The following is a 22,773-nucleotide window of genomic DNA, read 5'->3' as shown; positions in this document are numbered from 1 at the left end:
AACCGGTCGGCAACGCCCCAGCGCGCGCACCGTTCAGGCCATCGCGTCCGCCAGCCGGCCGGTCTCGGCGTACACCCGCCCGCCCGGCATGCGATAGTGGACGCTCTGGGACAGGCGGCCGTTGGCCACCACCCGGATCGCCAGGGGGCGCACGAGGTCGCCCTGCCGGTCGAGGGCCTCGGCCACCGTCATCGGCGCGGCGCCGCCGCCGAACCCGCGCCACCACGCCACCGCCTTCTCGCGGGGGTGGCCGCGGTGTTCGAGGCGCACGCGCAGCACCGTGCGATCGCCGCCGGCGAGGTGCAGGGTCACCGCGAGGCTGTCGCTCCCGTCCCGGTCGGCCCGGCTGGCGAGGCTCCAGCCCTCGACGCGCAGCCAGTCGGCGGCGGCGATCGAGAGGATCGGGGTCTCGTCCTCGGCGCTGGCCCCGTGCGAGGGCTCGCCGGCCTCGCCGTCGGGCTCGACCCAGCAGGCCTCGCAGGTGCTGGCGTTCAGCGCGATCAGCGCGCCGCAGCCCGGGCAGGCCTTGGCCCGGATCTCGCCCTCCCGGCCCTTGATCGCGGCGGCGGTGCGGGCGGTGACGATGTCGACCGGGCCGTGCATCCGCACCAGGCCGGCATAGTCGAGGACGAGGCCGTTCTCCTTGCCCGGCGCCAGGCGCAGGGCGCGCCCGACCTGCTGCACGTAGAGGCCGGTGCTCTGGGTCGGGCGCAGCAGCGCGACGAGATCGACGCGGGGCACGTTGAACCCGGTCGAGAGCACGCCGACCGAGGTGAGGCAGCGCAGCCGTCCGTCGCGAAAGGCGGCGACGATGCGGTCGCGCTCGCGTTTGCCGGTCTCGCCGCAGATCGTCTCGCAGGAGACGCCCTCGGCCCGGATCGCGTCGCGCACCGCCCGGGCGTGGTCGACCCCGGCGCAGAAGGCGAGCCAGGCGCGGCGGCCGTGGCCCAGGGTCACCATCTCCTCCACCGCCGCGCGGGTGATCCAGTCCTGGTTGACCGCCGCCTCCAGGGCGCTCGGGATGTAGTCGCCGCCGCGCTTGGGCACATGCGCCACGTCGAGGGTGGTGGCGGTGGCCTTGCACACCAGCGGCGCGAGGTAGCCCTGGTGGATCAGGTCGCCGACGTTGGCCTCGAAGACGATGCGCGAAAACAGGCGGCCCTCGCCCTCGTCGAGGCGACCGCTGTCGAGGCGGTAGGGGGTAGCGGTGAGGCCCACCACCCTGAGGTCGGGCCGGGCCTCGCGCAGGTCGGCCAGGAAACGCCCGTAGCGGGTCTCGGCGGTGCGCGGGATCAGGTGCGCCTCGTCGACGATCACGAGGTCCGCGGGGCCGATCTCGGCCGTGCGTCCGGCCACCGACTGGATGCCGCAGAACAGCACCTGCGCCCCGGCCTCGCGCCGGCCGAGGCCCGCCGAATAGATCCCGGCGGGCGCCTGCGGCCAGTAGCCGAGGAGTTCGCGATGGTTCTGGGCGATCAGTTCCCGGGTGTGGGTGACCACGGCGATGCGCCGGTCCGGCGCGGCGGCCAGGACCTCGCGCACCAGGGCGGCGATGACGAGCGCCTTGCCCGCCCCCGTGGGCAGGACGACGAGGCCGGCCCGTTCGCCCGCGGCCCAGGAGGCGTGGAGGGCATCGAGGCTGGCGCGCTGGTAGGGTCGCAGGTGCATCACCCGCCACCCTCTACACGAGGGTGCGGTGGGGTGTCCGTGGCCGATGGGCTGCACCCCTGCCCTCACGCCGGCAGGGTCAGCTCCGCACGCAGGCCTCCGAGGCCGGCGCGGCCGAGGGCGAGGCCGCCGCCGTAGAGGTCGGCGAGTTCGGTGGTGATCGACAGGCCGAAGCCGTGGCCGGGCAGGCTTTCGTCGAGGCGCCGGCCACGTCGCAGCGCCTCGGCCGCGGCCTGCGCGTCGAGGCCCGGGCCGTCGTCCTCCACCGCGATGACGATGCCGGCCCCGCGGGCCGCGGCCGCGATGCGCACGCGCGTCCGGCACCAGCGGCAGGCGTTGTCGACGAGGTTGCCGAGCATCTCGTCGAGGTCCTGGCCGTCGCAGGCGACCCCCAGCCCGGCCGGCACGTCGAGGGCGATGGCGACGCCCTTCTCGGCGTAGAGCCGCACGAAGGTGGTGCGCAGGTCGGCGACGGGGCCGGCCAGCTCGAGGCGGGTGCGGGCGGCCTCGCCCAGGGCCGCGGCGCGGGCACGGCGCAGGTGATGGCGGATCTGCCCGTCCATGGCCGAGACGAGGGCCGAGAGGCGGCCGTCGGTGTCGCGGCCCTCGCTCGCCAGGGCCATCGACAGGGTCGCCAGGGGTGTCTTGAGGCCGTGGGCGAGGTTGGCGACATGGGTGCGGGCGCGCTCCAGGTTGGCCTCGCCCTGGTCGAGGAGGGCGTTGACCTCGGCGACCAGGGGCTTGATCTCGGCCGGCTGCGCCGCGGGGATGCGGGCGCGGCGCCCCTCCCGGACCTGCGCGAGATCGCGGCGCAGGCGCTCCAGGGGGCGCAGCCCCAGGTGCACCTGCGCCACCACCCCGGCCATCAGGCACAGGCCGAGGACGCCGAGCGTCAGGGCCAGCGCGCCCAGCGCCTCGCGCAAGGGGCCGTTGAGGGCGGCGGCCGGCGCGGCGGCCGCGATCACCGTCGGCCCCGCCCCGGCCCCGGGCGGCAGGGTCAGCACGCGCAGGATCACCGGGCGGCCCCAGGGATCGACGCCGTCGGCCGGATGCGGCCCGTCGCGGTCGCGCGGACGCCGCGGCCCGGCGGGGACGTCGAGGTCCCGTCCCTCCAGGGCGTCCGAGCGCAGCACCGTCCCGTCCCGGCGCACTTGCCAGTACCAGCCCGACCGCCGCCGGTCGAAGGGCGGCCCATCGAGGCCGGGGGCGGTGGCGAGGCCGTTCGGACCGGCCTCGAGGCCCGTCGCGATGGCGACGATCTGGCTGTCGAGGCGGCTGTCGAGCTGGCCGCGCACGAACCGGTGCAGGATCAGCCCGATGGCGATGCCCGCCACCACCAGGGCCGCCACCACGAGGACGAGGGCGGCCGTGAGCAGGCGCCGGCGCAGGGAGCCGAGACGGACGTGGGGCGGCCCCTTCCTGCCAGAGGACGGCGTCGCGCCCGGCGACCTCACGCCCCCTCCCCGTCCAGGAGGCGGTAGCCGTGGCCGCGCACGCCTTCGATCCGGGCCGGGGCGATCTTGCGGCGCAGGCGGGTGATGATGACCTCGACGGAGTTCGAATCGACCTCGGCATCGCCGTCGTAGACGCTCTCGATGAGGTGGTCGCGGGGCACCACGCCGTCCTTGCGCAGGATGAGGCAGGACAGCACCCGCCATTCGAGGCCGGTGAGCTTCAGGGGCAGCCCGTCGCGCTCGAAGGTGCCGAGCCCGGCGTCGAAGCTCAAGGGGCCGCAGGCGATCCGGGCCGCACCCCCCGCGCTCGCCCGCCGCACCAGGGCGCGCAGGCGGATCACCAGTTCCTCGATGCGGAAGGGCTTGACGAGGTAGTCGTCGGCGCCCGCCTTGAAGCCCGCGACCTTATCGCTCCAGCCGTCGCGGGCGGTGAGGATCAGCACGGGCAGCGTCAGCCCGGCCGCGCGCCAGGCCCCGAGCACCGCGATGCCGTCGCGCTTCGGGAGGCCGACGTCGAGCACCACCGCGTCGTAGCGCTCGGTCTCGCCCAGATGCTGGGCGTCCACGCCGTTGCCCGCCCGGTCGAGGGCGAAGTTCTCGGCGCGCAGGGCCTTTTCGATCTCGGCGGCCAGGGGCGCATCGTCCTCCACCAGCAGGATTTTCATGGCGGCTCGTGGTCCTTGCGATCGGGCGGCTTAACCCGGCTCGTTGAACCGGGGCTTAACCGGCCGGTTCAGTCCGGGTTGGAGGCCGTGTCCTAGACCGGCGTCGACCCGAGAGGGGACTTCGCACCGACAGGACATCGCCATCATGACCACCGAGACCGAGACCACCCAGACCCCTGCCGCCGTTCCCGCCGCCGTTCCCGCCGCCAAGCGCCCCCGCCGCCGGGCGCTCGTGGTCGGCGCCATCGCCGCCCCGCTGGCGCTGGGTGCGGCCGGACTGTCCCTGGCCCAGCCCGCCGCGGTGGCGCCGACGCCGGTGGCCCCCGTCGCCGTCTCGGCGCTGGCCTCCTCGGCCGCCACCGCCCTCAAGGGCGAGGTCGCCGAGATCTACGGCAACAAGTTCGTCCTGCAGGACGCCACCGGCCGGGCGCTGGTGGAGACCGGCCGCGAGGGCGAGGGGGCCACCCTGGTGACCAAGGGCGAGGCCGTCACCGTCCAGGGCCGCTTCGAGAAGGGTTTTTTGCGCGCGGCGACCATCACCCGTGCGGACGGGCGTGTCGTGGTCCTCGGGCCGGCGGGCGGTCCGCGTCCCGGCGGCCTCGACTGGGCCAAGGACAAGGTCGGCCTCGGCCCCACCATCGACGTGCCGGCCCTGACCGCCAGGGTCGAGGCGGCGGGCTATTCCGACGTCCGGGTGATCAAGCGCGGACCGCGCCACCTCGATGTGGCCGCCCGTGGCGCCGACGGGCGCGAGCGCGAACTCCACGTCGGCTTCGACGGGCAGGTGCGCGAGAAGCGCACGTTCTGAGCCGCAGGACGACCGGGCGGGCGGCCCATCCGGGCCTCCCGCTCGCCTCAGCCCGACCTCACGCCTCTTCGGGCGCCTGCCGGAAGTAGGGCTCGACCGGGCCCTTGAGCTTGACCGTCATCGGGTTGCCGGCGCGATCGAGGGTCTTGCCGGCCGACAGGCGGACCCAGCCCTCGCTGACGCAATACTCCTCGACGTTGGTCTTCTCGACGCCCTTGAAGCGGATGCCGATGCCGCGCTCCAGGATCGCCTCGTTGTAGAACGGGCTGTTGGGGTTCACCGCGAGGCGGTCGGGGGGCGTGTCGGACATCGTCGGGGCCTTGAAGAGCAGGTCGGCAGGCGGCGGGTTTAGGAAATTCGCGCCGCCGCCGCAACGGCGGGCGGCCTTTGGCTTCTCTCGCGATCCGCTCGCAGCGCCGCCGCCACCTCCGCCACCCGCCCGCTTTGCAAGAGCGGCACCAGGCGCGCGACGGTGGCCGGGTCGCGGTCCCACCAGGCGGTCTCGAGGAGGTCGGCGATGGCGGAGGCCTCGAACCGGTGGCGGACCACCCGGGCGGGGTTGCCGGCCACCACCGCGTAGGGCGGCACGTCGCGGCTCACCACCGCGCGGGCGGCCACCACCGCCCCGTGGCCGATGGTGACGCCCGACAGGACCAGGCAGCCCGTGCCGAGCCAGACGTCGCTGCCGATGGTCACGTCGCCGCGCGAGACCTGGTAGTCCGGCGGCGCCTCCACGCCCGGCCACAGGCCGTCCATGGCCGCGAAGGGGTAGGTCGTCACCCAGTCGAGGCGGTGGTCGCCCCCGAGCATGATCTCGACATGGTCGGCGATGGAACAATACCGGCCGATCGTCAGGGATTTTCCCGACCCGGCGAAGCGCACCTTCGGGCACCCGTAGGAGTAGGCGCCGATGCTGAAACCGTGCCGGCGCGCGAGCCGCGCCAGGTGCAGGCGGGTCTCGTTGTGCGGGTTGCGCAGGGTCCGCAGGCGGTGCAACAGAGTCCTCAACGGAGCCATCCGGATCGGGACGGCACGAGGGCGCGACAACGGCGCGCGATCCAGGGAGGGAGGCCCATGGGCGACAACATGTCCGACGATCTCAGGTCCGGGGCGCTCGTCTACCACCGCCTGCCGCGCCCCGGAAAGCTGGAGATCCAGGCGACGAAGCCCCTGGGCAACCAGCGCGACCTGGCGCTGGCCTATTCCCCCGGGGTCGCCGCGGCCTGCGATGCCATCGCCGCCGATCCGCGCGAGGCCGCCACCCTCACCATCCGCCAGAACCTCGTCGCCGTGCTGACCAACGGCACCGCTGTGCTGGGCCTCGGCAACATCGGCCCGCTGGCCTCCAAGCCCGTGATGGAGGGCAAGGCGGTGCTCTTCAAGAAGTTCGCCGGCATCGACGTGTTCGACATCGAGGTCGACCAGAACGACGTCGCCAAGCTCGTGGACGTGGTCTGCGCGCTGGAGCCGACCTTCGGCGGCATCAACCTCGAGGACATCAAGGCGCCCGAGTGCTTCGAGGTCGAGGAGCAGTGCCGGGCGCGCATGAACATCCCGGTGTTCCACGACGACCAGCACGGCACCGCCATCATCGTGGCCGCCGCCGTCCTCAACGCGCTGGAACTCGCCGGCAAGCAGCTGTCCGACGTCCGCATCGTCACCTCGGGGGCCGGTGCCGCGGCGCTGGCCTGCCTCAACCTCCTGGTCTCGCTGGGCGCCCGCATCGAGAACATCACCGTCACCGACATCAAGGGCGTGGTCTACAAGGGCCGCCCCGAGCTGATGGACCGCTGGAAGGACATCTACGCCCAGGAGACCGAGGCGCGGACCCTGGCCGAGGTCATCCCGGGGGCGGACGTGTTCATCGGCCTCTCGGCCGGCGGCGTGCTCAAGCCCGAGTATCTCGAAAAGATGGCCGAGAAGCCGCTGATCATGGCGCTGGCCAACCCCTACCCAGAGATCATGCCGGATCTGGCGCAGGAGATGCGCCCCGACGCGATGATCTGCACCGGGCGCTCGGATTTCCCCAACCAGGTCAACAACGTCCTGTGCTTCCCCTACATCTTCCGGGGGGCGCTCGACGTCGGCGCCACCTCGATCAACGAGGAGATGAAGAAGGCGGCCGTCAAGGCGATCGCGGCGCTCGCCCGCGAGACGCCCTCCGACGTGGTCGCCCGCGCCTACGGCGGCGAGGCCCGGCCGTTCGGCCCGCGCTCGCTGATCCCGAGCCCGTTCGACCCGCGCCTGATCCTGCGCATCGCGCCCGCCGTCGCCAAGGCGGCGATGGATTCGGGCGTGGCCGGGCGGCCGCTGGAGAACGTCCAGGCCTATACCGACAGCCTCGACCGCTTCGTCCACCGTTCCGGCTTCATCATGAAGCCGATCTTCTCCAAGGCGAAGGAGAACCCCAAGCGAGTCATCTATTCCGAGGGCGAGGACGAGCGGGTGCTGCGCGCCGCCCAGGTCCTCGTCGAGGACAAGGTGGCCCGGCCGATCCTGGTGGGACGCCCGCGGGTGATCGAGACCCGCATCAAGCGGTTCGGCCTGTCCCTGCGCCAGGGCGAGCACTTCGACCTGATCGATCCCGAGGACGATCCGCGCTACCGCGACTACGTCGCCACCTATCTCGAGGTCGCCGGCCGGCGCGGCATCACGCCGGACGCCGCCCGCACCATCGTGCGCACCAACGCCACGGTGATCGGCGCGATCGCGGTGCGCCGGGGTGAGGCGGACGCGCTGATCTGCGGCCTGGAGGGCCGGTTCGAGACGCGCCTGCGCGCCATCCGCGACGTGATCGGGCTCGCCCCCGGCGTCCTCGACTTCGCGGCGATGAGCCTCATCGTCACCAAGAAGGGCGCGTTCTTCCTCGCCGACACCCACGTCCGTCCCGACCCGAGCGCCGAGGAGATCGCCGACGTGGCGGTGGCCTGCGCCGGCCACGTCTCGCGCTTCGGGCTGACCCCGAAGATCGCGCTCCTCAGCCATTCCGACTTCGGCCAGTCCGATTCCCGCTCGGCCATGAAGATGCGCAGCGCGCTGGGGCTGATCCGGGCGCGGGCTCCCTCCCTCCAGGTCGACGGCGAGATGCAGGCCGACACCGCCCTGTCCGAACTGATCCGCGACCGGGTGATGCCGGTCTCGCACCTCAAGGGGGCCGCCAACGTGCTGGTCTTCCCCAACCTGGACGCCGCCAACATCGCCTTCCAGTTCGCCAAGGTGCTGGCCGACGCCCTGCCGGTGGGGCCGCTCCTGATCGGCCCGGCCCAGCCCGCCCACATCCTGTCGCCCTCGGTGACGGCGCGCGGCATCGTCAACGTCACCGCGGCCGCCGTGGTCGAGGCGCAGGCCAGCGCCGTGCGCCCGAAGCCGGATGCCGCCGAGCCGGGGGCGCTGCCCGTCGCGGGCTGATGCATTTCCGGTCGATCACCTTGTGCTGCGAACCGGCGAACGAAAACGGCCCCCGGAGCGATCCGGGGGCCGTTCTCTTGTCAGGTCTGGCCGTCAGCCGGCGTCAGTGACGACGCACGACCGGCGACACCGAACCCATGCGGCCGGCGAAGAAGGCCGCGAGGGCACCGAGCACCAGGGCGAGGGCGGCGTAGAGGGCACCCTGCGCGGCGGCGCTGCGGGTCGCCTCGGCGGCAGCCGTGGCCTTCTGCTTGGCGTCGGCCACGGTGGCCTCGTACTGGCGCTGGTAGTCCTGGATCTGGGCCTTGGCCTGGTCCGCCGGGATGCCCTGCGCCTTGGCGAGGGCGTCGGCGGCCTTGGTCTCGGCCTGGGCCTTCTGCGAGGCGTCGCCCGAGAGATAGGCGCGCACGGCGGCGGCGGCGGCGTCACGCAGGGCCTGCGGGTCCTGGTTGCCGGTGGACTGGCGGACCTGGTTCTCGATGCCGTCGAGCGGGTTGGAGATCTTGGTCAGCGAGGGGGCCGCGGCCTGGGCCGCCGTCTGGGCCGCGCCGCCGACGGCCGAACCGGCCCCGCCGATCACGCTGGTGATGCCGCCGAAGGCACCGCCGATGAGGCCGCCCACCGCCGAGGTCAGGAGGTAGACGATGACGAGGGTCGTCACCGCCCAGGACACCAGGCCGTGGTAGGCGGAGGTGCCGGCCGGCCGGCCCGACAGGCGCCCGGCGAGGAAGCCGCCGATGGCCGAGGCGACGATGCCCGAGATCACCCACCACAGGCCGGCGCCCGTCGACAGCGAACCGGCGGTCGGGGTGTCGGTGCCGGTCGGGTTGAGGACGGAGAGGCCGATGCCGAGGCCGACCATGTTGAGGATCATCTGCGCGACCAGCGCCGCGACGGCTCCGGCGAAGACGGCGCCCCAGGAGACCTGGTTGAGGGCGACGGTGGTACCCGCGTCCCGAACCTCGGCGGTCGTCGATGCGGATGGGTGGAGGGTCGTAGAAAGGGCCAAGGTGGGACTCCTGATGGTCGTACGCGAGAAAGACGAAAGCTGGTGGTATACCAAATAATCGTATTCATTCTCCGCCGGATCCGACGGGGAGCGAAGACGACCCAATGGTGGAGTGAGCGTGAGGAACCCGTTGTGCCGGGTCGAACCTGCGTTTCACCGACCGCCAACGTGTAGAGACCCGTCGGGTTCGATCGTTTTTCGGAAAAACGAAATTCGCGTGGCAGATATGTCTCAGGCGACGTCGCCGCCGTGCCGGAGACCCGATCTCGACGAAGCCTGGCCTGCACGGACTTTGGCCGCTGGCTTGCATACATGTTTTCCGCGACGGGTGGCGGGAGCGACGCGATGTGCCGTGGTGACGATCCGAACTGCGCCGGCTTCGAAGAGCATCGCCGGCGCTTCCTCGGCGATCTCGCGCCGGAGCGGCGCGCCTTCCTCAAGAGCGGCTTTCTCGCCACCGGTGGGGCGGCCGCCCTCGCCGCGGGCGGCATCTCGCTGGTCGGCCCTGCCCTGGCGCAGGCGAGCGCTAAGGGGATCAGACGGACCGCGCACTACCATCTGCCGGCCACCGCCGAGACGGTGCATTGGGGCTACTTCTCGAAGCTCCTCAAGCCCCAGGTCGAGATCGCGTCCGGTGACTACGTCACCATCGAGACCCTGACCCACCACGCCAACGACGATGCCGAGCGCATGGTGACGGGCGACCCCGGCGCCGAGAGCGTCTTCCTCTGGACGAAGGAGGCCAAGGGCGTCGCCCGCCGCGGTGCCGGCCCCGAGACTTCGCCCCTCGGCCCGGGCGGGGGGCTGGGCGTCCACATCTGCACCGGTCCGGTGGCGATCCGCGGGGCGGAGCCCGGCGACGTCCTCGAGGTCCGCATCCTCGACGTGGCGCCGCGCCCCTGCGCCAACCCGACATTCGAGGGCCGCAGCTTCGGCAGCAACGCCGCCGCCTGGTGGGGCTACCACCACAAGGACATGATCACCGGCGACCGCACCCGCGAGGTCGTGACCATCTACGAGGTCGACGCCAGCGGCGCGAGGGACTGGGCCAAGGCCGTCTACAACTTCCCCTGGCCCGGCGTCACCGACCCCGACGGGGTCGTCCATCCGACCATCGACTATCCCGGCCTGCCGGTCGACCACACGAAGACCAAGCGCAACTTCGACGTCCTCAAGGGCGTGCGCATCCCGATCCGCCCGCATTTCGGCACCATGGGGCTCGCGCCCAGGGAGGCCGACATGGTGAACTCGATTCCCCCGAGCTACACCGGCGGCAACATCGACAACTGGCGCATCGGCAAGGGCGCCACGATGTACTACCCGGTGGCCGTGCCCGGTGCCCTGTTCTCGGTGGGCGACCCCCACGCCAGCCAGGGCGATTCGGAGCTGTGCGGCACCGCCATCGAGTGCTCGCTCACCGGCACCTTCCAGTTCGTGCTGCACAATAAGGCGGATCTGGCCGGCACCTCCCTCGAGGCCCTCGATTTCCCGATGATCGAGACGGCCGAGGAGTGGGTGCTCTCAGGGTTCAGCTACCCGAACTACCTCGTCGACCTCGGGCCCGACGCGCAGGCCGCGATCTTCGGCAAGTCCTCCATCGACCTCGCCATGCGCGACGCCTTCCGCAAGATGCGCCAGTTCCTGATGCACGCCCACCGGCTCACCGAGGACGAGGCGATCTCGCTGATGTCGATCGCCGTCGACTTCGGCATCACCCAGGTCGTCGACGGCAACTGGGGCGTCCACGCCATCGTCAAGAAGGCGATCTTTTCGGATCGGCCGAGCTGACCCGCACCCCGCGCGGGCCTCTCCGAACACCTCCCTTCCCCACCCGCACGTCCCTCCCCCCACCGAAACGCCGAGGTTCCCCCGTGACGGCACTGAGCAAGACCCTCCCCGCCCTCGCCCTCCTGGGCTCCCTCCTCTCGGCCGGCCCGGCCTGCGCGCAGGCCCTGAAGGCCACGGTCTCGCAGGCCTTCCAGTCGATGCTCTACCTGCCGCTCTACGTGGCCATGGACGAGGGCCTGTTCGCCAAGGCCGGGATCGCGGTGACCAAGGAGACGGCCGGCGCCCCGAGCGTCGCCCTCTCGGCCGTCATCTCGAAGAGCGCCGAGTTCTCGATCCACGGGCCGGAATGGACGGCGGTGGCCGCCTCGAAGGGCGCTCCCGTCAACGTCATCGCCAACGTCGTCAACGGGGCGGCCGTGTGGATCGCCACGACGCCCGACTTCAACTTCACCGGCGTCAAGGACCTCAAGGGCCAGACCATCGTCACCGGCCTGATGCCGACCACGAGCACGTCGCTGTTCCTCAAGCTCCTCAAGGAGAACGGCCTCTCGAAGGACGACGTGACCCTCACCCAGGTCCAGCTCGGCACCGAGCCCGGCCCCTTCCTGGCCGGCCAGGCCAAGGTCGCGGTGCTCTACGAACCCGGCCTCGACCAGGTCGTGGCCAAGGGCATGAAGGTGGTGCTCGGGTTCCCCAAGCTCTACGGCCCCTACGCCTTCTCGGCGGTGAGCGCGCGCAAGGACGTCGACCCGGCCGCGGCCCAGGCCTTCGTCAACGGCATGCAGGCGGCGGTCACCCTGATGCAGGCCGAGCCGGCCAAGGCCGTGGCGGTGGCCAAGCGCCAGTTCCCGAACCTCGATCCGGCCGTGGTCGAGGCCGCCGTCAAGCGCATGATGGACGAGAAGGTCTATCCGGTGAGCGTCGACATCACCAAGGCGGCGCTGGTGCTCGGCCTCGACACGCAGATTGCCCTGGGCAACCTCGCCGCCCAGCCCGACTACGACACCTTCGTGCGCAAGGACTTCATCGCCAAGGCCCTGGCGGCCAACTGACGGCATGGCCATGCACCGCCTCGGCCTCCTCGACGCCCTGCGCGCCCTGCGCGCGGGCACCCTCGACCCCGCTGCCTACCGCGAGGCCTGCCTCGACCGGGCGCGGTCGTGGGAGCCCCGCCTCCACGCCTTCGCCCACCTCGACGCGGCGGCGGCGGTCGACGCCCCCGGGGCGCCGCTCGCCGGCATCCCGGTGGCGATCAAGGACATCGTCGCCACGCGCGACATGCCCACCACCAACGGCTCGCCGATCCATGCCGGTGATGTGCCCCGGGCCGATGCCGAGGTGGTGGCGCGCCTGCGCGCGCTCGGGGCCACCATCTTCGGCAAGACCGTGAGCACCGAGTTCGCGTTCCGCCATCCCGGCCCGACCCGCAACCCGTGGAACCCCGGCCATACGCCGGGCGGCTCGTCGAGCGGTTCGGCGGCGGCCGTGGCCGCCGGCATCGTGCCGCTGGCGCTGGGCACCCAGACCATGGGCTCGGTGATCCGGCCGGCGGCGTTCTGCGGCGTGGTCGGCTTCAAGCCGAGCTACGGCGCGATTCCCCGCACCGGGGTGCATCCCCTCGCCGGTTCCCTCGACCACGTCGGGTTCTTCACCCGCGCCGTGGCGGACGCCGCCTACGCCCTGAGCCTGCTCGCGGCGGCCAGCGACGCCGACCCGCACGGGCTGCCGCTGCCGCCGTTCCGGGTCGGGACCGAAGCCGACCTCGACATCGACCTCGACCTCGGGCGCCCGCCCCGCCTCGCCCTCATGCGCACCTCGCGCTGGAGCGAGGTCGAGGGCGCGCAGCAGGACCTGCTGCTGGCCACCGCCGAGCGCCTGCGCATGGCCGGGGCCGTGGTGGTGGAGACGGAGTGGCCCCAGGCCTTCGACGCGCTCTGGACCATCGCCGCCGTGATCCTGGCGGCGGAGGCGAGCGCCACCTTCGGCCCCTTGCGCGATCGCTGGCCCACCCTCGTGAGCGAGCCCCTGGCCGGCCTGATCGCCGAGGGCCGCGCCGTGCCCGCTCCCGACTACGTGGCGGCCCTGCGCCGGCAGCGGGACCTGCGGGCCGGGCTCGGCCGGGTTCTCGATGGGTTCGATGCGGTCCTCACCGTGCCCGCCCCCGGCGCGGCGCCGGAGGGGCTCGCCAGCACCGGCGATCCGGGCTTCAACGTGCCCTGGACGTGCCTGGGCGCCCCGGCCCTGACGCTGCCGGTCGGGTTCGCCGACAGCGGCCTGCCGCTCGGGATCCAGCTCTGCGCAGATTATCGCCAGGACCTGCGGCTGCTGCGGGTCGGGCGCTGGTGCGAGGCCGCGATCGGCCGCGAGGTCCGGTTTCCGGCGTGAACCCCGTCAGGCGGCGCGGTTGCCGGCGGCGGGCAGGCGCAGGCCGCCGATCAGGCCGACGAGCTGGTGGCCGTGGTAGGGGGTGCGCAGGCAGGGTGCGCCGGAGACCTTCTTGTTCTCGGGGATGCGGTAGGGCAGCCGGGCCGTGTAGATGACGCTCACCGTGGGGTCGAGGCAGCGGGCGACGCTGGCCAGGGACAGGCCGTCGACGGCGTCGCGCACGTCGGCGTCGGTGATCACCACGTCGACGCGGCGGGTGGCGTGCAGCGACAGCAGCAGGCGCTCGGCCTCCTCGGCGGTGCGGGCGCTGACCACTTCGTAGTCGAACGCTTCGAGGCAGCTGGTGCTGATGCGGCGGGTCAGCTCGTCGCCGGCGAGCAGGAGCACGAGGGGGCGGCGGGACGGTGCGGACATGCGATGGATCCTGCGCGAACCGGCTTGAGGGCTGAACGATCCCCGATCTGACGCCGGTAACCTTACGTCGAACGCGGTTAACGAGGCGTTAACGCAGCCGATTGCTTGCTATAAGCGTGACCATACCAAGTAACGGTCCCGTACCGTCCTGGTGCGGACGCGATCTCGGGCCGGGGAGATCTGGCGTCGAAAGCGGCACTATGGTGCCGTCATCGTCGGCTTTCCTCCGGCAAAGACCAGAGGCAAGGGCCGTCGCGTACCGCTCCCCGTGCCTTCGGCCGCCTCGTCACCACGCCCGAACACAGGCCGCCCCCGCCGGGGAAGAATCTTTTGCAAAAAACCTCGGAACCATTTGCCGTTCGCCGCGTTGTGCTGCGTCGCGCGGTAGCATGTCTTGGTCGGCCTTGCCGGCGAGGGTCCGAATTCGGACCTTCGTGGCTCAGGGATGCGCGAGCGATGCGGGACGCAGGCGCGCCGCGTTCGCACGTGTCGCAGGGCCCGGCCGCAAAACCGCTGGGCACCCTCGCACAACCTGCTTAGCTTGGTGGCATGACCGACGATCCCATCCGCGAATCGCGCGCCGCGCTCATCCTCCTCGCCCTCTGCGTCACGTCCGTGCTGCTGTTCGGCGCGATCACGGTGCTGACCCAGATCGATTGATCCGCCGCCGGCCGAACGGGTGCGGCGGCGAGGCCCGATTCACCCTGCCACGGGATGATCGCGGCGGGGATGGACGAATTGCACCGCCCTTGCGTTCACTTCCATAGGAGCCCGCCCGCGGGCGCAGGAGGGATCGCCTTGGACCAGGAACTATCCGGACGGCACATGGCGGCGATGTGCCTGGCCGCCGACAACCTGCTGCGGCAGCTGGCGAGCGAGGGGATGGACTATCGCATCACCGCCTCCGGCGGCACCGCCACGACGCTGCACCTGACGGTGCGCGACCTCACGCCCGAGATCTCGGAGCGGATCGTTCGCTGCCTTCGCGGCATCGGCGCCGAGCTCGATATCGTCCCGGACGCCGGCGAGGATCGCCGCCGCTGAGGTGCCGCCCCTACCGCAGTACCGATTTCTCGGGCCGGACGGGCGGCGGCAGCGCCTCGCCCAGGGCATCGCGCACGATCGATTCCACCTGCCGCAGCATCGCGTCGAGGGGCAGGTCGTTGGGCTCTGTGCCGAAGGGCTCCTCGAGTTCGTCGCCCAGGGCGTCGAGGCCGAAGAAGGTGTAGGCGACGAGCGCCGTTGCCACCGGCGTCGCCCAGCCCAGGGTGCCGGCCAGCCCGAACGGCAGCAGCAGGCAGTAGAGCCAGGCGGTGCGGTACAGCAGCAGCGTGTAGGCGAAGGGCAGCGGCGTGCCCTGGATGCGCTCGCAGACCACCTGCACCTGGGCCAGGGCGGCGACCTTCTGTTCCAGCATCCCGAGCACGATGTCGCTGAGGTTGCCCGCCCGGAACGCCCGGCCGAAATCCCCCCCGAGGCCGGCCAGGATCGCGTTGGCCGGGTTGGGGCTGTGCGCGAGCGCCTCCGCCTCCGCCGCGGGCAGCCAGGCACGCGCCACCTCGGCCTCGTCGCCGGTGCCGCGCAGGCTGGCGTGGAGGGCATGGGCGAAACCGCAGGCCCGCCGCAGGCTGCGCTGCGACAGCGCCTCCTGCTCGGGACCGAGCACGGCGGGCAGGAGGCGCGCGAGGCCGCGCACCTCGAGGATCAGGCTACCCCAGGCGCGTCGCCCCTCCCACCAGCGGTCGTAGCAGGCGCCGTTGCGAAAGCTCAGGAAGATCGACAGGGCGAGCCCGATCAGGGTGAAGGGCGCGATTCCCGGCCCGACGGGAAACAGTTCCGGAAAGGCCCGTTCGATCGCCACCACCGCCAGCGCGGTCGCCGAGATGCCGAGGATCTTGGGCGCCACGCGCGGCAGGATCGAGCCCTGGAGCGCGAACAGCACCACGAACAGGTTCGGGCGGGACCGGACGACCATGCTGCCTCGACGGCTGGACCAACGCCCGACGCGGCGCGTCCGGCGTGCCCTCCATCGGAGCCTTGGCAAACGCGGTCAACCGGGCAGTCCCGCCCGACGTCTCATCCCCTTTCCGGTTGATCACTTCGTGATGCGGACATGGGCTTCGCTCAGGCGCCGCGCGGGCTCGGTGAGACGGGTCCCGCTTGATCCAAGCGGAAACCGTCTCAGTGCGCCTGCGCGAAGCCCGCAGCCATGTTGATCGCCAGCGCCAGGACGCTGGTGTTGAACAGGTAGGCGTAGACCGTCTGCACGGTGACGAGGCGGCGCATGTTCTTGGCGGTGATGTCGGTGTCCGAGGTCTGCGAGGTTGCCCCGATGGTGACCGAGAAGTAGAGGAAGTCCCAGAAATCCGGGTCGGGATCGCCGTTGAAGTCGAGGCCGCCCCGGCTCTCCCCGGTTTCGCCCTCGCCGTAGTACAGATGCGCGTAGTGGACGGTGAAGACCACCTGCACGAACACCCAGGTGCACAGCATGGTCAGCGCCGCGAGGGCGAGGCGGGCCCCCTTCATCGCCCCCGGCTCCTGCTCGCCGAGCACGAGCATGGCCACCGCGCCGCAACTCGCCGCCGCCGCGAGGATGGCGAAGAGCGAGATCACCGTGGCGCTGTCGTCGAGGCGGGAGGCCTCCTGCCGCAGGGCGTCGCGGGGTTGCCGGGCCGCGTTCCAGACGACGAGGCCGGTGTAGACGCCGACGCCGAGACACCAGCCGACGAGGAGCCGGACCGGGACCGACGCGATCGGCAACAGGACCGTGAGCCCGATCGTCAGCCCCATGGCGAGGAGAAGCCGCGGCCGCAGCCGAAAGGCCTCGAACGGATTGGTCATCGCTGGGTCTCCACCGGTGCGTGTCCGCGCGAAGGGTGCGGTGACCGCGCCCGAGGGGTCACGGCTGCGAGGGCGGCCGCGTACAGGCACCGTCGCGGCAGGCCGGGCCGTCCGACGGCAGAACCTTGGCGATGAAGGGGCGCAGGGGAAGGAAGGCGCGGTAGGCGCGCTCGGCCAGCCACAGGGCGCCGGGCAGGCGCAGGACGAGCGCGAGGAGCCGCCAGGCCGGCAGTTGCGCCCAGAGCCGGGCGAAGCCGGCCGCGCCCGAAGCGAGCCGGCCCTCGGCGTCCCGGACGTGGAACCGCGCCAGCGCCGTCGCCCGGTCGAGACCCGGGCCGAGCGCCTCGCCCTGTGCGACGTCGACGAAGGCCACCCGCTCCGCGCCTCGGCTGCGCCGGTAGAACGCGATCTCGCGGGCGCAGAGCGGACAGGCGCCGTCGAAATAGACGGTCAGGGCGGGGTCTCGGGTCGGTAACATCGGTGCGTCGTCCGCGAAGTGTCCATGCGCAAGATAGGGCGGCCCGCCCCTTGCGGCGCCGTGGCGTCCCGTCGCCTGGGGCCCATGACGCTCGAACAAGGAGCCCACCATGCCGATGCAGCCCCACGTCTTCTCCGGCGGCGCCACGGGAGAGTGGCGCATCCGCGCGGTCCGCACCCTGTGCGGCCCGGAGTTGCCGGCGGCGACGCATCTCTCGGTCGGATTCTCGGCCGTCGAGGGGGCGGCCTGGACCCTGCGCGGGACCGTGAGCAACCTGCGCTATACGACGCGGCCCGAGCGGGACGCCCTGCGCGCCTCGCAGGCCCCCCTCGCCCGGGGCGAGGCCAGCCGTGCCACCCTCATCCCGATCGCCAAGACGGCGGCGTGGTGGGAGATGGCCCAGGACGAGCGCAGGGCCCTGTTCGAGGAGGTCTCGGGCCATACCCGCATCGGCATGGCCGCACTTCCGGCGGTGGCCCGCCGCCTCCACCACGCCCGCGACCTCGGCGAGCCGTTCGATTTCCTGACCTGGTTCGAGTACGCGCCCGCGCACGAGGCGACCTTCGACGCCCTGCTCGCCGCGCTCAGGGCGACCCCGGAATGGTCCTACGTCGACAGGGAGATCGAGCTGCGGCTGGAGCGGGCGGGGTGACCCGGAGCCGCCTAAGCGGGTTCGCGTTGGCGAGCCAACGCTTCACCCTGCTCAGGTCTTTGGCGTGTCGCCGGTTTTCGACGCAGAACCGGTGGCGACCTTTGTGAACCCTGCCTAGCGCGCCACGGCCTTGATGGCCCCGCGCCCGGCGTAGCGCCCCTGGGTGTCGAGGCCCTCCTCGATGCGGATGAGCTGGTTGTACTTGGCCAACCGGTCGGAGCGGGCCAGCGAGCCGGTCTTGATCTGCCCGCAGTTGGTGGCGACGGCGAGGTCCGCGATGGTGGAATCCTCGGTCTCGCCCGAGCGGTGGGACATCACCGCCGTGTAGCCGGCGCGCTGGGCCATGTCGACGGCCGCCAGGGTCTCGGTGAGGGTGCCGATCTGGTTGACCTTGATCAGGATCGAGTTGGCGGTGTTCTCGGCGATGCCCCGCGACAGGCGGGTGACGTTGGTGACGAACAGGTCGTCGCCCACGAGCTGGCAGCGGTCGCCCACCCGCTCGGTGAGGAGCTTCCAGCCGGCCCAGTCGTCCTCCGACATGCCGTCCTCGATCGACCAGATCGGGTAGGCGTCGACGAGGCCGGCGAGGTAGGCGACCTGGGCCTCGATGTCCCGGGTCTTGCCCTCGCCCTCGTAACGGTAGGCGCCGTCCTTGAAGAACTCGGTGGCGGCGCAATCGAGGGCCAGCACCATGTCGATGCCCGGCTTGAAGCCGGCCTTGGCGATCGACTCCATGACGAAGTCGAGAGCGGCCTCGGCCGAGGGCAGGTTGGGGGCGAAGCCGCCCTCGTCGCCGACGTTGGTGTTGTGGCCGGCCTGCTTCAGGGCGCTCTTGAGGGTGTGGAACACCTCCGAGCCCATCCGCACGGCCTCGGCGATGGAGCTCGCCCCCACCGGCATGATCATGAATTCCTGGAAGTCGATCGGGTTGTCGGCATGCGCGCCGCCGTTGATGATGTTCATCATCGGCACCGGCAGCACCCGGCCCTGCGTGCCGCCGACGTAGCGGTACAGCGGCAGGCCGGCGGTCTCGGCCGCGGCCTTGGCGACGGCCAGCGAGACGCCCAGGATCGCGTTGGCGCCGAGCCGCGCCTTGTTGGGGGTGCCGTCGAGGGCGATCATCGCCTCGTCGACGGCGATCTGGTCCTCGGCGTCCATGCCGCCGATGGTGTCGAGGATCTCGGAGCGCACGGCCTCCACCGCCTTGCGCACGCCCTTGCCGCCGAAGCGGGCCTTGTCGCCGTCGCGCAGTTCCATCGCCTCGTGCGCGCCGGTGGAGGCGCCCGAGGGCACCGCGGCGCGGCCGAAACAGCCGTCCTCGAGGAGGACGTCCACCTCGATCGTCGGGTTGCCGCGGCTGTCGAGGATCTCGCGGGCGGCGATGTTGGTGATGGCGGTCATGGCGACCTCTCCGAAAACGTCTGGCAGGAACATCGAACGATCGACGGTGCGGCATGTCGCACGCGAGCGACGAGGCTTATCCGCCAACGTCCCGCTTCGGGCAAGCGCCCGGGCCCGGCCTGGAGGCCCGAGGCCGTGAGGAAACGTTTGACGGTCCGATCAGAAAAACTGACGTGCCCCTTCCGGGTGATGCACCCGCCGCGGCTTGCGCTATAAGTCGTCCATGACGAACGACACGCTGCAACTCGGCCAACAGACCCCGGCGCCGGAATCCCCCGAGACCGCCCGGCTCGACAGGGTGCCCAACCCGCACCCCGACCAGGACTACCTCGCCCGGTTCACGGTGCCGGAGTTCACCTCGCTGTGCCCGGTGACCGGGCAACCGGATTTCGCGATCCTGGTGATCGACTACGTGCCCGACCGCTGGCTCGTGGAATCCAAGTCGCTCAAGCTCTATCTCGGCGCCTTCCGCAACCACGGTGCCTTCCACGAGGATTGCACGGTGGGCGTGGGCCGGCGCCTCGTCGATCTGCTGGCGCCGCGCTGGCTGCGCATCGGCGGCTATTGGTATCCGCGCGGCGGCATCCCCATCGACGTGTTCTGGCAGACCGGGGCGCCGCTGCCGTCGGTGTGGCTGCCCGACCAGGGCGTCCCCCCCTACCGGGCCCGGTAGGGGCGTTCCAGAGTCGGACCGCAAACGAAGACTGGCGCCCGGTCCGACCGGGCGCCCGTCTCATCCTCGACCGATGGCCGAATCTCAGTAGCCGTAACCGTAGGCCGGCTGCCGGTATCCGTAGGCGGGGCGGCCATAGCCACCGCGATTGTAGGAATCGCGCGCCGCTCCGGCGGCGATGGCTCCGGCGGCCAAGCCGGCGATGCCGAGGCCGACGGCTGCGCCGGTCCCGATGCCACGACGTCCACCGCCACGGCCGTAGCCATAGGCGCCGCGCCCGCCGTGATGGCCGTAGCCGCCGTGGTGACCGTGACCGTAGCCGTGGCCCCGGGGACGGGCATCGGCGGAGGTCGCCATCATGGCGCCGATCGACAGGGTGACGGCGGAAATCAATGCGAACTTGCGCATGGTCGTCCTTATCTTTGTTTCGGGAAACGCTTAGTGTGGGAAACGGGCGGGAGCCCGATGTGTTCCCGAACGCGGTCCCGAGATCATCGGCGCCGCCCTAAGCAGGTTCGCGTCGGCAGGCCGACGCTTCATCCTGCTCAGGGTCTCGGGCGTCGCAGGTTTTCGACGCGAAACCGGTGACCCCTTTTGCGAAACCTGCTGAGGTGATCCGATAACTGGACCGGCCAAGGGTGGACGGCATCAGGCGCTTGAGCACGACGTGGGTGGGCGCACACAGGAGGAGCGGAATGCCGACGACGAGGGCCGCAAACCAGAGGTAAGGGTGCATGAGTGTCTGGGCGACGTTGTCGTTCATTCCCCAGACGTAGTTGATGTTCACAGGCTGGAAGCCGGGATCGGGCCGGGGTTCGGGCATCAGTGTGAAGCAGACGACGAGCACCACGATGGCCAGCAGCGACCAAGCGCCCCAGGCCCTCTGGTCATACCCAAGACGCCACACGAGGAAGACGAGGAGGAAAGGCAACCATCCATGGAACAGGGACAGGCCGCGCAGGAACAGCGACGCGTCTGCCTTGAACATGTAGGCGGTCATTCCAACGATGGGCGCGCCAACGGCGCTCGCAATGAAGTCTGCCACCCACAAGGTCTGCGGAAGCAGGATGCCGACTGCGCACATCGACACGAGAAGCGCGCTCTCTGTCCAAATCCCTATTAGCGTGAGGATCAGCGCCAAGTCACAAAAGTATAGGAAGTTGGTCGGACCGTAGAACGTCCAGTACGTCGGCAGCAGGACGGCCATGAAGCCCGTGTAGGCCAGCTTCAGCCCTATCGGCAGCGCCTGCACGCGCTTTGGTGTGATACGGTTTCCGCTTGGATCAAGCGGGAACCGTATCACCGAGCCCGCGCGGCGCCTGAGCGAAGCCCATGTCCGCATCACGACGTGATCAACCGGAAATGGGATGACCGTTGTGGGAGGATGCAGGCCGCCCTCCTCTGGTGCTTCCCCACGTACCATTTCCGCCCCTCCACCGCTTCAGATCGTGGTCGGATTGTGCCCTTGTGCCGTGCCAACGAGCGTGCAGGTTCGCACAGTGTGCAAACTGCTTTTCCGAGCCTGCCGGCTCAATCGACAACAGATGCTGCCGACATCAGATGCTGCCAGCCTGACAGGCGATCGCCCGTGCCGAGCCGGCAAGGCTGACTCGCGTGGGGAAAAAGCGCCGCTCCTCACCATAGCTCGGCCGGGCATAGACCTGGCGGGATTGCGCATGGATCGCCTCCCCCAGGGCGCCGGACGTGCGTTTCATGGCGGTGGCATCGTAGGCTCGGCGATCCGCACGCCGAGTTCGTGGGGCTGGCTGCGACCGTCAGACAGGCAGCCAGTCGCGCCCGGATCGTTTCAGGGATGCCGGCTAAGCAGGGTTGGCAGAAGTGGTCACCGGTTTTGCGTCGAAAACCTGCTTAGCCTGCACGCTGGCCTTGGTTCAGGCCGGCGCGCCGGCGCAGGACGATAGTCCGGCCCGGCTGCAGCACGCAGACGGTGAGGTTGTCCGCCAGCATGTCCTCGCGCGGCCCGGTCTCGCAGCGGAGCAGGGCGGCGCCGGTGCGGCCCTCGGCCGGGGCGCCGGTGAGGAGGGAGCGCCGGTGCAGGGTCAGCGCCAGGACTTCGACGTCCCGCGCCCGCGCGCCGGTGAGACCCTGGCCGGCCAGGCCGATCAGCACGAAGTAAGGCCGGAGCGGCTCGCGCGCGACCGCGCCGAACACCATCCGGCGCGGCTTGCCGCAGGCCAGACTCATGCGGTCGGCGTCCGCGGCGCGGAACACCGCCCCGTCGCCCGCCCGCCCGGCCAGCGAGGCCCCGGTGGCCCGGATCATCCGCGCCGTGAGCGCGTCGCAGGCGTCGCCCGCCCGCGCCATGGCCGGCGCGGTCACGCAGGCCATGACGACGACGGCCGCCATGACGGCGGGCAGGAGCGGGATGCGCTGGATCATGGCCGACACGTCTACCCCAGCCGCCGGGGGACGGCCATGGGTTCGCTGGCGACGCGCGCCTCCCTCCGACTCACGCCGGCAGCCAGTCTCCCGACGCGGTGCGGCAGACGAGCTGCTGGGGCAGTGCGGTGGTCCCTGTCCCGTCGATGGAGGCGGAGGTGTCGGCGGCCCGGCAGATGCGGTTGCCCGCCGCCTCGGCGGCGACCGCGGGGGCGGCCTGGGGCCTCACCGTGATCTGGCGCTGGCGCCCGTCCGCGCCCTGGTAGGCGAGGTACTGCGGCGTGTTGGTCGCCGCGGCCGCGATCTGAGCGTTGCGGATGCGCTCCTTGTCCTGGGCGTCGAGGGCGGTGAGGACGGCGCAGGCGAGGCCGCCGACCCCCGCTCCCACCGCCGCGCCGACGCCCGCGCGCCGGCCCCCGCCGGTGGCGGCGCCCACCAGCGCGCCGATGCCGGCCCCGATCAGGGTCGAGGCGACGCAGCGCCCGATCGCGTCGTCGAGGAGCGGCCGCGAGGCAGCGGCACTGCTCCCTCCTCCTCCGCCACCGCGCGTACTCGTGCAGCCCCCGAGCAAGCCGACGACGCAAAGGGCCACGCCCATCGCCCTGAAGCCCCGATTGGTCATCGTCCCGTCACCCCCGGCCCGTCCGTGAACCGCCCCGTCCGTCGCGGGATGCGGCCGACGGGGCGGCCCGGCCCCCGGCGCGCCCCGCGATCTCGTGTCCGTGCCGT

At 71.5% G+C, this 22,773-nt stretch carries 24 protein-coding genes; 8 read left to right on the top strand and 16 right to left on the bottom strand.

Annotated features, from left to right (window positions below):
• Positions 1-33: 33 nt before the first annotated feature.
• From ASG59_RS18665 to ASG59_RS18655, 3 genes are all read right to left on the bottom strand, one after another.
• The gene (locus tag ASG59_RS18665; RefSeq protein WP_056410741.1) at positions 34-1,671 is read right to left on the bottom strand and encodes a DEAD/DEAH box helicase; all 1,638 of its coding nucleotides are present in this window, start codon (positions 1,669-1,671) and stop codon (positions 34-36) included.
• A 62-nt stretch (positions 1,672-1,733) separates the two neighbouring features.
• Positions 1,734-3,122 carry a HAMP domain-containing sensor histidine kinase gene (locus tag ASG59_RS18660; RefSeq protein ID WP_082528846.1) on the bottom strand — a complete coding sequence of 463 codons (1,389 nt, stop codon included), beginning with the start codon at positions 3,120-3,122 and terminating at the stop codon, positions 1,734-1,736.
• Positions 3,119-3,787 (bottom strand): response regulator transcription factor, encoded by a 669-nt coding sequence (locus ASG59_RS18655; protein ID WP_056410738.1) that lies wholly within the window; start codon positions 3,785-3,787, stop codon positions 3,119-3,121. Before ASG59_RS18655 ends, ASG59_RS18660 begins: the two co-directional genes overlap by 4 nt.
• A 145-nt stretch (positions 3,788-3,932) precedes the next feature.
• Between ASG59_RS18655 and ASG59_RS18650 the strand changes: the two genes are divergently transcribed.
• The gene (locus ASG59_RS18650; RefSeq protein WP_056410735.1) at positions 3,933-4,595 is read left to right on the top strand and encodes a hypothetical protein; all 663 of its coding nucleotides are present in this window, start codon (positions 3,933-3,935) and stop codon (positions 4,593-4,595) included.
• Between the two features lie 58 nt (positions 4,596-4,653).
• Here ASG59_RS18650 and ASG59_RS18645 read toward each other — a convergent pair whose 3' ends face one another.
• The gene (locus tag ASG59_RS18645) at positions 4,654-4,905 is read right to left on the bottom strand and encodes a DUF3297 family protein (protein WP_055882565.1); all 252 of its coding nucleotides are present in this window, start codon (positions 4,903-4,905) and stop codon (positions 4,654-4,656) included.
• Between the two features lie 38 nt (positions 4,906-4,943).
• Positions 4,944-5,612, bottom strand: coding sequence for a CatB-related O-acetyltransferase (locus ASG59_RS18640; RefSeq protein WP_244475761.1), 669 nt, complete (start codon positions 5,610-5,612; stop codon positions 4,944-4,946).
• 57 nt (positions 5,613-5,669) lie between these two features.
• On the opposite strand from ASG59_RS18640, the gene ASG59_RS18635 reads away from it, so the two are divergent.
• Positions 5,670-8,003, top strand: coding sequence for an NADP-dependent malic enzyme (locus tag ASG59_RS18635; RefSeq protein WP_055882559.1), 2,334 nt, complete (start codon positions 5,670-5,672; stop codon positions 8,001-8,003).
• Between the two features lie 103 nt (positions 8,004-8,106).
• On the opposite strand, the gene ASG59_RS18630 is transcribed toward ASG59_RS18635, so the two are convergent.
• Positions 8,107-9,012: a hypothetical protein gene (locus ASG59_RS18630; protein WP_055882554.1), complete on the bottom strand. Its 906-nt coding sequence runs from the start codon at positions 9,010-9,012 to the stop codon at positions 8,107-8,109.
• Between the two features lie 345 nt (positions 9,013-9,357).
• Here ASG59_RS18630 and ASG59_RS18625 point away from each other — a divergent pair, with 345 nt between their 5' ends.
• The 3 genes from ASG59_RS18625 (at position 9,358) to ASG59_RS18615 (ending at position 13,185) form a co-directional block, all read left to right on the top strand.
• Positions 9,358-10,800: an acetamidase/formamidase family protein gene (locus ASG59_RS18625; RefSeq protein WP_056410729.1), complete on the top strand. Its 1,443-nt coding sequence runs from the start codon at positions 9,358-9,360 to the stop codon at positions 10,798-10,800.
• 83 nt (positions 10,801-10,883) lie between these two features.
• The gene (locus ASG59_RS18620) at positions 10,884-11,852 is read left to right on the top strand and encodes an ABC transporter substrate-binding protein (protein WP_056410726.1); all 969 of its coding nucleotides are present in this window, start codon (positions 10,884-10,886) and stop codon (positions 11,850-11,852) included.
• A 4-nt stretch (positions 11,853-11,856) separates the two neighbouring features.
• Positions 11,857-13,185, top strand: coding sequence for an amidase (locus ASG59_RS18615; RefSeq protein WP_244475760.1), 1,329 nt, complete (start codon positions 11,857-11,859; stop codon positions 13,183-13,185).
• A 6-nt stretch (positions 13,186-13,191) separates the two neighbouring features.
• On the opposite strand, the gene ASG59_RS18610 is transcribed toward ASG59_RS18615, so the two are convergent.
• On the bottom strand, positions 13,192-13,599 hold the full coding sequence (locus tag ASG59_RS18610; RefSeq protein WP_055882545.1) for a response regulator: 408 nt from the start codon (positions 13,597-13,599) through the stop codon (positions 13,192-13,194).
• Between the two features lie 798 nt (positions 13,600-14,397).
• On the opposite strand from ASG59_RS18610, the gene ASG59_RS18605 reads away from it, so the two are divergent.
• Positions 14,398-14,643, top strand: coding sequence for a hypothetical protein (locus ASG59_RS18605; protein ID WP_156399293.1), 246 nt, complete (start codon positions 14,398-14,400; stop codon positions 14,641-14,643).
• A gap of 10 nt (positions 14,644-14,653) precedes the next feature.
• On the opposite strand, the gene ASG59_RS18600 is transcribed toward ASG59_RS18605, so the two are convergent.
• The 3 genes from ASG59_RS18600 to ASG59_RS18590 all read right to left on the bottom strand — a co-directional run bounded on the left by ASG59_RS18600 (position 14,654) and on the right by ASG59_RS18590 (position 16,918).
• Positions 14,654-15,574 carry a bestrophin family protein gene (locus ASG59_RS18600; protein ID WP_055882538.1) on the bottom strand — a complete coding sequence of 307 codons (921 nt, stop codon included), beginning with the start codon at positions 15,572-15,574 and terminating at the stop codon, positions 14,654-14,656.
• Positions 15,575-15,780: 206 nt separating this feature from the next.
• Positions 15,781-16,440, bottom strand: coding sequence for a DUF1345 domain-containing protein (locus ASG59_RS18595; protein WP_056285617.1), 660 nt, complete (start codon positions 16,438-16,440; stop codon positions 15,781-15,783).
• A 58-nt stretch (positions 16,441-16,498) separates the two neighbouring features.
• Entirely contained in the window at positions 16,499-16,918 is a 420-nt protein-coding gene (locus ASG59_RS18590) for a DUF393 domain-containing protein (RefSeq protein ID WP_056285616.1), read from the bottom strand.
• Between the two features lie 115 nt (positions 16,919-17,033).
• On the opposite strand from ASG59_RS18590, the gene ASG59_RS18585 reads away from it, so the two are divergent.
• Positions 17,034-17,570: a chlorite dismutase family protein gene (locus ASG59_RS18585; protein ID WP_156399302.1), complete on the top strand. Its 537-nt coding sequence runs from the start codon at positions 17,034-17,036 to the stop codon at positions 17,568-17,570.
• 114 nt (positions 17,571-17,684) lie between these two features.
• Here ASG59_RS18585 and eno read toward each other — a convergent pair whose 3' ends face one another.
• Positions 17,685-18,971 (bottom strand): phosphopyruvate hydratase, encoded by a 1,287-nt coding sequence (eno, locus tag ASG59_RS18580; protein WP_056410802.1) that lies wholly within the window; start codon positions 18,969-18,971, stop codon positions 17,685-17,687.
• A 223-nt stretch (positions 18,972-19,194) separates the two neighbouring features.
• Between eno and queF the strand changes: the two genes are divergently transcribed.
• Positions 19,195-19,644: a preQ(1) synthase gene (queF, locus tag ASG59_RS18575; protein ID WP_056410721.1), complete on the top strand. Its 450-nt coding sequence runs from the start codon at positions 19,195-19,197 to the stop codon at positions 19,642-19,644.
• Positions 19,645-19,728: 84 nt separating this feature from the next.
• Here the strand turns inward: queF and ASG59_RS18570 are convergent, their stop codons facing one another.
• The 5 genes from ASG59_RS18570 to ASG59_RS18555 form a co-directional block, all read right to left on the bottom strand.
• Positions 19,729-20,052, bottom strand: coding sequence for a hypothetical protein (locus ASG59_RS18570; RefSeq protein ID WP_056410718.1), 324 nt, complete (start codon positions 20,050-20,052; stop codon positions 19,729-19,731).
• A gap of 97 nt (positions 20,053-20,149) precedes the next feature.
• Positions 20,150-21,067: a hypothetical protein gene (locus tag ASG59_RS18565; protein ID WP_347379719.1), complete on the bottom strand. Its 918-nt coding sequence runs from the start codon at positions 21,065-21,067 to the stop codon at positions 20,150-20,152.
• Positions 21,068-21,200: 133 nt separating this feature from the next.
• Positions 21,201-21,359: a hypothetical protein gene (locus ASG59_RS20770; protein ID WP_156387588.1), complete on the bottom strand. Its 159-nt coding sequence runs from the start codon at positions 21,357-21,359 to the stop codon at positions 21,201-21,203.
• A 154-nt stretch (positions 21,360-21,513) separates the two neighbouring features.
• Positions 21,514-22,011 (bottom strand): hypothetical protein, encoded by a 498-nt coding sequence (locus ASG59_RS18560; RefSeq protein WP_156399300.1) that lies wholly within the window; start codon positions 22,009-22,011, stop codon positions 21,514-21,516.
• A gap of 103 nt (positions 22,012-22,114) precedes the next feature.
• Entirely contained in the window at positions 22,115-22,666 is a 552-nt protein-coding gene (locus ASG59_RS18555; RefSeq protein WP_156387587.1) for a hypothetical protein, read from the bottom strand.
• Positions 22,667-22,773: the final 107 nt, after the last annotated feature.

Origin of the sequence: Methylobacterium sp. Leaf466, from assembly GCF_001425565.1 — a bacterium.
Lineage (GTDB): Bacteria > Pseudomonadota > Alphaproteobacteria > Rhizobiales > Beijerinckiaceae > Methylobacterium.
Note: the sequence above shows the minus strand (reverse complement) of the source record. Positions and strands in the feature narration are given on the sequence as shown.

Coding starts and splice junctions, on each gene's coding strand:
- ASG59_RS18645 (WP_055882565.1), bottom strand. CDS start 4,905: ATGTCCGACACGCCCCCCGACCGCCTCGCGGTGAACCCCAACAGCCCG.
- ASG59_RS18640 (WP_244475761.1), bottom strand. CDS start 5,612: ATGGCTCCGTTGAGGACTCTGTTGCACCGCCTGCGGACCCTGCGCAAC.
- ASG59_RS18585 (WP_156399302.1), top strand. CDS start 17,034: ATGCAGCCCCACGTCTTCTCCGGCGGCGCCACGGGAGAGTGGCGCATC.
- ASG59_RS18625 (WP_056410729.1), top strand. CDS start 9,358: ATGTGCCGTGGTGACGATCCGAACTGCGCCGGCTTCGAAGAGCATCGC.
- ASG59_RS18615 (WP_244475760.1), top strand. CDS start 11,857: ATGGCCATGCACCGCCTCGGCCTCCTCGACGCCCTGCGCGCCCTGCGC.
- ASG59_RS18635 (WP_055882559.1), top strand. CDS start 5,670: ATGGGCGACAACATGTCCGACGATCTCAGGTCCGGGGCGCTCGTCTAC.
- ASG59_RS18610 (WP_055882545.1), bottom strand. CDS start 13,599: ATGTCCGCACCGTCCCGCCGCCCCCTCGTGCTCCTGCTCGCCGGCGAC.
- queF (WP_056410721.1), top strand. CDS start 19,195: ATGACGAACGACACGCTGCAACTCGGCCAACAGACCCCGGCGCCGGAA.
- ASG59_RS18655 (WP_056410738.1), bottom strand. CDS start 3,787: ATGAAAATCCTGCTGGTGGAGGACGATGCGCCCCTGGCCGCCGAGATC.
- ASG59_RS18595 (WP_056285617.1), bottom strand. CDS start 16,440: ATGACCAATCCGTTCGAGGCCTTTCGGCTGCGGCCGCGGCTTCTCCTC.
- ASG59_RS18590 (WP_056285616.1), bottom strand. CDS start 16,918: ATGTTACCGACCCGAGACCCCGCCCTGACCGTCTATTTCGACGGCGCC.
- eno (WP_056410802.1), bottom strand. CDS start 18,971: ATGACCGCCATCACCAACATCGCCGCCCGCGAGATCCTCGACAGCCGC.
- ASG59_RS18560 (WP_156399300.1), bottom strand. CDS start 22,011: ATGGCGGCCGTCGTCGTCATGGCCTGCGTGACCGCGCCGGCCATGGCG.
- ASG59_RS18565 (WP_347379719.1), bottom strand. CDS start 21,067: ATGGTACGTGGGGAAGCACCAGAGGAGGGCGGCCTGCATCCTCCCACA.
- ASG59_RS18555 (WP_156387587.1), bottom strand. CDS start 22,666: ATGACCAATCGGGGCTTCAGGGCGATGGGCGTGGCCCTTTGCGTCGTC.
- ASG59_RS20770 (WP_156387588.1), bottom strand. CDS start 21,359: ATGAAACGCACGTCCGGCGCCCTGGGGGAGGCGATCCATGCGCAATCC.
- ASG59_RS18650 (WP_056410735.1), top strand. CDS start 3,933: ATGACCACCGAGACCGAGACCACCCAGACCCCTGCCGCCGTTCCCGCC.
- ASG59_RS18600 (WP_055882538.1), bottom strand. CDS start 15,574: ATGGTCGTCCGGTCCCGCCCGAACCTGTTCGTGGTGCTGTTCGCGCTC.
- ASG59_RS18570 (WP_056410718.1), bottom strand. CDS start 20,052: ATGCGCAAGTTCGCATTGATTTCCGCCGTCACCCTGTCGATCGGCGCC.